Source organism: Occallatibacter sp. (assembly GCF_036502485.1).
Lineage (GTDB): Bacteria > Acidobacteriota > Terriglobia > Terriglobales > Acidobacteriaceae > Telmatobacter.
Genome location: NZ_DASXYM010000054.1, coordinates 1 through 7,267 on the forward strand (window position 1 = coordinate 1; position 7,267 = coordinate 7,267).

Sequence of the window (7,267 nt, forward strand, 5' to 3'; positions counted from 1 at the left end):
GCCCAGATGAGGCCGACGGGGATGATGCCGAGGAACGTGACGACCAGCAGCATGGCGGCGCAGGCGGTGGAGGCCTCTGGTCCGGCTGCAAAGAAGCCGGTGATGGCTGCGGCGACGAGGCCGATCTGGGAGAACCATCCGAGGACCGGCAACTGAATGATGCTGGCGCCGCCGCTGACCACCATGAGCAGCACGCATTTGGAGACGCTGATGGTTGAGAGCACCGGGCTGGCCACAAAGGCGTGCATCACCTCGACATAGCCGCCGGCGATGAGCACCCACATCCCCAGGGAGAGGCCGGCGAGGCCGGCGAAATCGCCGACGGAGCGGATGGTGTCAAGGCCGGTGCGGAATGTGCGCACCTTCTGGCCTACGGCGTGGCCCACGTTTTTCGAAATCAGGCCGAAGGTACGCTCCATGGCGGCGGCCAGCACTTCTCCTCCGAATCGGATGGATATGAGGAAGAGGGCGCCGAACACGGTCAGGACCAGGCCGCCGTAGCGGAAGAGGAAGGCCGCGACCCAGGGCGCGTTGTGGCTTACCGACGCCAGACGGCCCGAGTGGTTGATGGCTTTGACTACCGCGTCCTGCGGGAGCTGGAGGACGGCGAGCGAGAACAGGATGGCGATGGCGCCCATGTCAGAGAGGCGCTCGACGATGTAGACGGCGATCTGAGAGCTGAGCTCGAGATTGGTTTTTTTAGCGACGAGATAGGGGCGGACGAGATCGGCCACGCGGCCGATCAGGGCCACGGCGGTGAATCCCATGACCTGGGTACCCACCAGGGAGAAGGGCGGGACGCGCTTGTTATGACGCAGCAGGAGAGCCCAGCGCGCGGAACGGATGACGTAGCCGGAGTAGATGCATGCCAGGCCGAGAAGGATCCTGGTCCAGTCGGCCATGGCAAGTTGCGAGCGGAACTCGCTGAAATTGAAATGGATCCGATTGCGCGCCCAAAGGACGAGGGCAATCATGACAAGCAGGACAACAAGGCCAAGAATCCACTGTTTCTTCTTCAACACCGCTCCCGTGGCAACGGGTTACGTTGTTGCGAACCCGCCTCAACCAGTGTATCGGGCAGGGGGTGGGAGCGCCGCTGCAGTTTTCGACGCCAACCGGATGCGAGCCGGTGGGAGGTGGTGTGGCTTCAGGGCTGCGGGGGCTTCCGCGGGAACTTGAGGGGGGAGGGCTGCGGAAGGTATTTGGAATCGAACAGAGCCAGGATGAATGAGGTAAACGGGATTTCAGCTTGTGCCGGCGGCCGTTGAGGCGGAACGCTATGCGCACCGGGATCGGCTGGGCGGGCATGCGGAAGCAAGGGGATCGGGCGGTGGGGTGTGCGCTCCATGATCTTCGAGCAATATCTAATCGCAGGGGAACGCCGAGAGGCTGTGATGGCTGTCACGGCTCACGCAAGTCTATCAATATTAATGGCCGGGCGAGTTTCTGGAGGCGAGGGCGGCGGGGTGCTGGCGGGCTTTCACGCGGCGGTTGAACTCGTGGATCACGCGAGCGACATAGAGGCGGGTCTCGCGATAGGGAGGAATCCCGTGGTATTTGTCGACGGCGGCGGGGCCGGCATTGTAGGCGGCGAGCGCGAGGGAGAGGTTGTCGTGATAGCGGGTGAGGAGGGCGTCGAGGTAGGCGGAGCCGCCGCGTACGTTGTCTTCGGGCTGGTAGATGTCGTGAACGCCGAGATCGCTGGCGGTGCCGTCCATGAGCTGCATCAGGCCTTTGGCTCCGGCGCGGCTTTTGGCGCGGGGATTGCCGCCGCTTTCGGCTTTTACCACGCTGGCCAGCAGGTCCACGTCAAGGTGGTGCGCCTGTCCGGCGGTGGAGAGCATCTCGTGCAGGTCGTCGGGGGAAAGCCGGGGGGTGAGCCGGGAGGGCGTTGACGCGATTGCAGCAGAAGGCGGGGTGTCGATTCTTGTGGGCGGGGGATCGGGGATGGTTTCGATGGAGACGATGTCGGTGGGCGGGACGTCGATGTAGCTGCTGGAGTCGGCGCTGGCATACAGCCGCACCTGGCCCTCGATGGTGTCGTGATGCGCGCAGATCTGGTAGAAGCCGTTGGACAGGGTGACGCGCTCCGCGGCGCGCACGGGCGCTGCCGCCGCGATTGCGGCCAGGAGAGCGATGCCGAGTTTGCCGAGGGTGCCGGTCAAGCAGTTTCCCTGACTCCTATTTTGCTACGCGGTGGCGGACTGGGTTTGTTTTTGGACAACCTGCTCAAGAATGACGGCGACGCCGTCCTGATCGTTCGAGGGGGCCTGTTTCCATCCGCGCACGCGGGCCATGGTGCGGAGTTCGTGAGCGGCGTTGCTCATGAGCACTCCCTGGGCGGCCCATTCCAGCATATCGACATCGTTCCAGTTGTCGCCGATGGCCATGGTTTCCTTGCGGTCGATGGCGAGGCGTTTTGCGAGGCGTTCGAGGGCCCATCCTTTGTTCACGCCTGGGGGCATGAGATCCAGAATGGACAGGTCGCGGGCGGGGTACTCGGTGCGCACGCACTCGCACCAGCGGTGCAGGTCGCTGGCCCGCAGGGCTTTTTCCGCGGCTTTCATTTTGTCGAGGCTGCCGGTAACCATGCCCTGGATGGGGTCTTCGGGGCCGTCGAGGGCGCGCTCGAGGGGGCGCACGACTTCAATGGCGTCGCGGTTTGCTTCAACCCAAAGGCTGATGCGGTCGCTGGCGAGTTGCAGGTCTTCCAGGACCAACTCGCCCCTGCCGGCGCGGTCAAAGGTGAAGACGAGGGCTCCGAAGGGACGTAAGAGGGCGCAGAGACCGCGGGCGACTTTGGCGTCGAGATGGCAGTGGTCTACGGGGTCGCCTGCGAGGGAGCGGGTGACGGCTCCATTGGAGGTGATCAGGGGAGTGTCGGGGCGGAGGCCGAGGCCATCGAGGAGCGGGGCGGCGTAGGCATGGCGGCGGCCGGTGGCGATGGCCACGGTGATCCCGGCGGCCTGGGCGGCGAGCAGGGCGCGCCCGGTCCGGTCGCCGACCCTCTGCGCAAACGTGGGGAGGAGGGTCCCATCCATATCAATCGCCACCAGGCGAACCGGAAGGTGCATATTGCCAGTTTACGCGTGGAGTGCCTGCAATGCCGGTCAGGCGGGATCAGGTCTATTGAGGGGTGATGATGCCGCCCAGGGCGTGGCGGCGCGGAAGAACGATGCCGCGATGATCGACTTCAGCTTTGGGGGTGGAGGGGCGGTGCAAGGCAGGATCGAGGGGACGGCCGGTCAGGGCGCCTCCGCAGGCGGGGCACCAGTCGGCAACGGTGTCTGCCGCGAGGACGGCGTGGCATTGGGTGCAGATACGTTCCATCTGGCTCGAGTATAGCGAGTGGGGGCTGCGCGCCGGCTATGGCTGGGAGGGGTCGCTGCCGGTGATGGGGAGGAGCTGGAATGTGTCCCAGGTGATCGGGATGGGCTCGAGGCGGCCTTTGGGGAATGTCAGGGGGATGGGCTCGGCCTTGAGTTTTGAGCCGGGATCCGAGGGCGGAGTGAGGAGGGCTATCTCGGCAGGCTGAATGGTGAGATTCGGATAGATGTCGGTGTGCGGCGCGGGGCGGGAGGGTTGATGCGCAAAGCCCTGCGGCTTGCGGAGGATGCCGGAATCGATGCCGGAGCTCAGGGACGGCCGGGGCGGGGTGTGAACTTTGGGGGCGGGAAGCAGGAGCCAGTTATGCCGGCGATCGGGCAGTTTGAGCTTGAATTGCGGCTTGCCGGGAGGTTGGAGGGAGGGGGCGGGAAAGAGCTGATTGAGGCTGGGAGGCGCGGCAAAGGGAGTGGAGGTCTGGGCAAACGCTACGCCGGCGGAGCCGAGCAGGAGAGCAAGCGCAAAGGATCTCATCGCGATGGGCCTCGTTGAGATTAGGACTTGGAGTACGGCAGAAGGGTAGCACGATTATTGGCCGGCGGATTTCCTGTTCGTGGAAGCAAGGGGGCCGAGGAGATCCGATCAAGGTAAATCCGAGTGGCAGATGAGTTCAGGCGCATTCAGGTTTCGGAAGCGCTCCTGGAATTGGCTGAGGCAGTCGCGAATCTGGCTGGGATAAATGGGTCGAGACAGATGGAAGCCCTGTGCCTGCCCGCACTCGAGCGTGCGCAGCAGGGTGAGTTGTTCTTCCGTTTCGACGCCTTCGGCAGTCACGATCATGCCTCGTGCACCGGCTACGGCCACGACCGCGGCGATGAGGCCTGCGTCTTCGGCATTCCTGTTCAGGTCGCGCACAAAACTTCGGTCGATCTTGACCTTGTCCATGGGGAAGGCTTTGAGATAACTCAGGCCTGAGTATCCAGTGCCGAAGTCGTCCATGGCGAGGGTGACGCCGAGGTCGCGCAGTCTGCGCAAGGAGTCGAAGGCCGACTGGTTTCTGGAGAGAAGCGCGGACTCGGTGAGCTCGATTTCGAGGAGGGGTGCGGGAAGTTTCGATTGCTCCAGGCAAGCGGCGACCATCTCGACGAACCCCTCGTGGCGGATTTGAACTGCCGATACGTTGACGGCGACGGGGATTGTGAAACCTTGATTCAGCCATCGGCGTGCCTCGGCGCAGGCGGTGCGAAGCACCCACGCTCCGAGCGGCACGATGATTCCGGTTTCTTCCGCGATGGGGATGAACTGGTCGGGCGGGATCACGCCGAGGGTGGGATTGTTCCAACGGAGCAGCGCCTCGAAGCAGGCGATTTTTCCGGTTCTGAGGTCGAGCTCGGGCTGAAATTCGAGATGGAATTCGTCGGTTTCGAGGGCAGAGCGCAACAGGTTCTCGATGGTGAGGCGGCGAGCGGCGCGGCTGCCCATGGCGTGATCGAAGAAGCGATAGGTGCTGCGCCCCGATTCTTTGGAGGCGTACATGGCGGCGTCGGCGTTCTTGACGAGAGCTTCGATATCGAGCCCGTGTTCGGGGAAGATGCTGATTCCGATGCTGCACGTAATTTGCAGCCGGTGGCAATCGACATGAAACGGTGCAGAGAGCTGTTCAAGGACGCGATCCGCGACATGGGTCACATCGGCCATGTTGTGAATGCGGTTGATCACGAGGACGAATTCATCTCCGCTCAAACGGGCCACGATGTCGCACTCACGGGCGCAGGACCGGAGGCGGGAAGCTACCTGATTGAGGAGGCCGTCGCCCACCGAGTGGCCGAGGCTGTCGTTTATGTTCTTGAACCAATCGAGATCAACAAACAGGAGCGCCAACTGATGTTTACTGTCCTGAACGCGGGCTATCTCTTCCGCAAGCCGTTTTTTCAGCAGGGTGCGGTTGGGCAAGTGGGTGAGCGGGTCGTAGTAGGCGAGGAACTGGACCTGTTGTTCCGCAGTTTTGCGCACGGAGATATCCACGAAGCCGCCCTCATGGATGTCGCCGCCCTCACGGGGCACGATGCGGGAATTGCAGAGCAGCCATCCGGGTTTGCCATCGGCTTTGGTAAATGGACGCTCGGCATTGGTCAGGGGCTGAAGGGGATTGCGGCAGGTATCGTGAATCTCACAAAGGATGCGCCGGGCATCTTCGGCATGGGCGAAGAGATCATCCGGGCCGCTGAATCCGAGGGTGATGGCGCATGCGGCATTGCATTCGATGAAGTGACCGCTCAGATCGGCGAGATACAGCCCGGTCATATGGCCTTCGAAGATCTGGCGGTAGCGTTCCTGCAGGGTTGCTTTGGCTTGCAGGTCGGCGCGAATTGTTTCCATCTGGCGGCGCACCTTGCGTCGAAGGACCCCCACCCAGATGGTCGCGAGGACGATGGAGATGAACGCGATTGCGAGTCCCAGGAGGGCGCGGCGCAAGTTGAGCCACGGGGGGGACGAGATGACGTGTACATCGGCGGGGGTGCGAAGAACGATTTCGAAGGTTGACGGGTTGCCATTTTCATCCGCCTTGACCGAACAGATGCCGGTCGCGTCGACGCGGCTCCCCACCGGAGCATTGATGAACCCGTTCTGGATGCTGGTTTCAAAGTCAACGTGGTCAGTCGACTCGAGGACCAGAATGGTCTCGCTGCCCCTTGTGTACCGGGAGTGGATGATGCCGGAAACGGACACCAGCTGCGCGTCGAAAGAGCCCTGAAGAGCGGCGTGTCCAGTGATGCGGGTGGTGGGGAGATTGATGTGCCGGTTGAGGGGGCGAATGGAACCCGATTTCAGAATCGGGCTGTAGGAGCCTACGGCCGGAAAGCCGATTACTTCAGCGAGGTCGCCTGGCACGACCGGCGCGCCGTCCTGCGATTCGACATAGACTCCGCCGCTCTTGTCGGTCATATAGAGACCCAGGCCGGGGAATCGAGCTGTGACTGTACCGGTGATTTTGACTCGATGCACGTCGGGCAGGTCTGCGGTGAACCGCCGAATGCTGGTGATGGGTGAGGTTGTGACCGCGAACGGGTCGCTGGGCGCGGGTGTTGTGATCTTCGCGAACTCGAGGGAGGGCATGAGCAGATGGATTGCGACAAGTTGGTGCGATCGATTGAAAGAGCTGCCCAGGACGCCCGTGAAGCGGACTTTTGCGTCTATCAAGGACATTGGAAAGGTGTGCGTGTAGTCAGGCACGCGCACTTTGAAGCTGGCGGTTGGAGTGGCTACGTCGATGACGAGAACATTGCCCTCGGCCTGCTGGACGAAGGAGCGAACGACTCCTTCGAGGGAGACCCATTCACCGTCCGAAAGGCCGGTCGCCGCCTGGTCGTACGGCAGCGGGACTGGCTTGGGGAAGGGAACGTTTCCGAGGACTTTCCAACTGGGTTTGGCGACGTAGGGGGAGAATCCGAGACCTACCGTGCCCCAGAGGTCCAGGAGTTGTCCTGGACGAGGAGGGGTCTCTTTCAGGCCCTGTAAATCAACCCAGGCCCCTCCTGTCGCGTCCTGAATGAACAGGTTCGGACCCACGACATCGTAGTACGTGACCACGCCACGAAGGTGAACTGCGACGGGTTGGTAGGTGCTCGCCTGGGCTGCCGACAGGTGGCGAAGCTGAGCGATGGAGGTGATGGGGGGAACGGGCCGGGAGACAGCATGCATCAGGCCGCAGCCAGCCAAAGCGAAGAGGACCGCGGCGAGTAGTGGACGCCTTGATCCGCGGTTTTTCTGGAGAGAACTGCTCATCTTGAGTGCGCCCGCTAGCGCGCCTGCGTTCCCAGCCGGGAAGTTGCGTGGCGCGATTCAAATCAGTCGGAAAGAGTGAATTCTAAAACCTGAGTGGCGGGCTGTAAATGCATCGAAAGATTTTGACAATTGTGCTTTGAATGACGGCCGCTCACCT

General features: G+C 62.6%; 6 protein-coding genes. All 6 read right to left on the bottom strand.

The window, feature by feature from the left end; translation table 11 throughout:
• Nucleotides 1–1,019 (bottom strand): lysylphosphatidylglycerol synthase transmembrane domain-containing protein (locus VGL22_RS08810; protein WP_465266536.1); only part of this gene is annotated, 1,019 nt, incomplete at its 3' end.
• A gap of 408 nt (nucleotides 1,020–1,427) precedes the next feature.
• Nucleotides 1,428–2,165 carry a lytic transglycosylase domain-containing protein gene (locus VGL22_RS08815; protein ID WP_465266537.1) on the bottom strand — a complete coding sequence of 246 codons (738 nt, stop codon included), beginning with the start codon at nucleotides 2,163–2,165 and terminating at the stop codon, nucleotides 1,428–1,430.
• Nucleotides 2,166–2,189: 24 nt separating this feature from the next.
• The gene (locus tag VGL22_RS08820) at nucleotides 2,190–3,074 is read right to left on the bottom strand and encodes an HAD-IIB family hydrolase (RefSeq protein ID WP_465266538.1); all 885 of its coding nucleotides are present in this window, start codon (nucleotides 3,072–3,074) and stop codon (nucleotides 2,190–2,192) included.
• Between the two features lie 52 nt (nucleotides 3,075–3,126).
• On the bottom strand, nucleotides 3,127–3,330 hold the full coding sequence (locus VGL22_RS08825; protein ID WP_465266539.1) for a hypothetical protein: 204 nt from the start codon (nucleotides 3,328–3,330) through the stop codon (nucleotides 3,127–3,129).
• Between the two features lie 36 nt (nucleotides 3,331–3,366).
• Nucleotides 3,367–3,858, bottom strand: coding sequence for a hypothetical protein (locus VGL22_RS08830; RefSeq protein ID WP_465266540.1), 492 nt, complete (start codon nucleotides 3,856–3,858; stop codon nucleotides 3,367–3,369).
• 108 nt (nucleotides 3,859–3,966) lie between these two features.
• Nucleotides 3,967–7,110, bottom strand: coding sequence for a putative bifunctional diguanylate cyclase/phosphodiesterase (locus tag VGL22_RS08835; RefSeq protein ID WP_465266541.1), 3,144 nt, complete (start codon nucleotides 7,108–7,110; stop codon nucleotides 3,967–3,969).
• Nucleotides 7,111–7,267: the final 157 nt, after the last annotated feature.

What these genes read in the sequence shown, in the direction of transcription:
- VGL22_RS08820 (WP_465266538.1), bottom strand. Translation starts at nt 3,074, where the DNA reads ATGCACCTTCCGGTTCGCCTGGTGGCGATTGATATGGATGGGACCCTC.
- VGL22_RS08825 (WP_465266539.1), bottom strand. Translation starts at nt 3,330, where the DNA reads ATGGAACGTATCTGCACCCAATGCCACGCCGTCCTCGCGGCAGACACC.
- VGL22_RS08830 (WP_465266540.1), bottom strand. Translation starts at nt 3,858, where the DNA reads ATGAGATCCTTTGCGCTTGCTCTCCTGCTCGGCTCCGCCGGCGTAGCG.
- VGL22_RS08835 (WP_465266541.1), bottom strand. Translation starts at nt 7,110, where the DNA reads ATGAGCAGTTCTCTCCAGAAAAACCGCGGATCAAGGCGTCCACTACTC.